2 protein-coding genes are annotated in these 1,634 nt (G+C 55.3%); both read right to left on the minus strand.

Going from position 1 to position 1,634, the window contains the following annotated elements:
• Nucleotides 1-226 precede the first annotated feature (226 nt).
• Nucleotides 227-871 (minus strand): hypothetical protein, encoded by a 645-nt coding sequence (locus LGM42_RS32905; RefSeq protein ID WP_226234409.1) that lies wholly within the window; start codon nucleotides 869-871, stop codon nucleotides 227-229.
• 17 nt (nucleotides 872-888) lie between these two features.
• Nucleotides 889-1,634: RHS repeat-associated core domain-containing protein (locus LGM42_RS33305; RefSeq protein WP_319001469.1), on the minus strand; the 746-nt coding region annotated here is incomplete at its 5' end.

Genomic DNA, 1,634 nt, shown 5'->3' on the forward strand with positions numbered 1-1,634 from the left:
CGCGCTCCTCGCCATCGAGCAGCATTCCGTGCACATGCCCCGAGCCATACATCAACCAGTCGACCACATGCCCGTCCGGCCGAACGGTACGCCGCCGATTGCCGAGTTCGTCGTATTCGTGATGCCAAACGTAGCTGCGCCGGTCGCCGAACAGATTTTTGACGCGTTAGCCTCTTCCTGCAGTATTTCCTTCGATCAATATCAAAGGTATCTCGGTAAACGTCGACTACGCACGCGCCCAAAGTGTCGCCGGGCCGGCAGTAATTCGATCCAACTCGCCAGACGAGTCGTAATGGAAGTCCCACTGAGATTCGCTCGTCCATCCTTTCGAAAACGCCCGCGCAGTCAGCGGCTTTGCATCAGCAGAGTACGTATAAAGATAAATCGCAAATGCCCCACCCTCGCCAACGGCGGCGTACACCTTGCGTGACTCATCGAACGGTTTCATCCGCGCAATACCCGTCAGGCGTGATGTTACCTTCTCCGGATGGTCAATTCCCTTATGAGTGATGCTACATACATTGATTACACCATCGTCTTCGCTATACAAATCCGCACTAAGCGCCCGCACGGTCTTTTGACTTGGCATGACTGTGACGACATGCCTTCCATCCCGGAAGCCTGCACTGTATTTCCCTAGCCAGCGTGCTTCGTCAACGCTTTCATAGCGCTTCTTGAGCAACTTTGGCGCAGAGAAACCCTGCCGCTGCTCCTCATATGGCAGACATGAAAAATAATCACCCGACGAAAATTTCCAGTCGTCCACCGAATCCCTAAGCTCAAGATATCGACCGTAGAAATTCGTGGTGTCAAACGACTCAAATTCCTGCCGGAGCGTAGTCAGCATATTTTCGACAATCGGCTCTTCCAATAGCATTCCATCACCCCCTAGTCGCAGCAGCAACTGAAAGTACCCTTCCAGCTGCCGTTTTCCATTCGTTGCCCAATATCCCGGAGAGCATTTTCAACATTGCCCCCCCTCTTCTCGACGCCCTTAAGCACTTGATATATCAACTTATCATTGTCGGTGCCATGGATGTGCGCGCCGGCGTGGTAGGTGCCATCAGCCCGCGCAGCTACTCGTCCCGGGTGCCCCGGCACCTGTACCTGAGCGTTGCCAGTACCCCACAAACGAGCGCCATTCGATGCGGAGTCGATATCGATATCATTTCGCTCCAAAATTTCGCGTGACTTCTGCACGTGGCTATTTGGCGCGCCCTTGCGACAATTTTCCTGAACGATGTGGTGCGGCGTTTGTCCTGGCTGAAGAGGTCTCCCTGCACGAGCGAGGTTTCGCCCAAGTCGGTCTGCTGTTAGACCACGGGGATCTATGCTGTCGATCGGATTGGCTGAATATTCATACCCGTTTGAACCGCCCGCTAGCCCAACCGGATCAGCCGACGCAAACCGTCCAAACGCCGGATCATAGTACCGATGCCGGTTGTAATGCAGCCCTGTTTCGTCATCGGCCTGCTGCCCCTGAAACCGCAACGGATTCTTCGCCACAATCCCCGCCGCCTTCGACGCCCGCGCAATCACCTCCCGCGCTTCGCCCCACGCCTTATACGATGCCTCCCATACGACGTCACCGTCGCCATCGGTCAGCAACTGCGGCGTACCGATCTGATCACAGT

The organism is Burkholderia sp. AU39826 (genome assembly GCF_020419965.1).
Lineage (GTDB): Bacteria > Pseudomonadota > Gammaproteobacteria > Burkholderiales > Burkholderiaceae > Burkholderia > Burkholderia semiarida.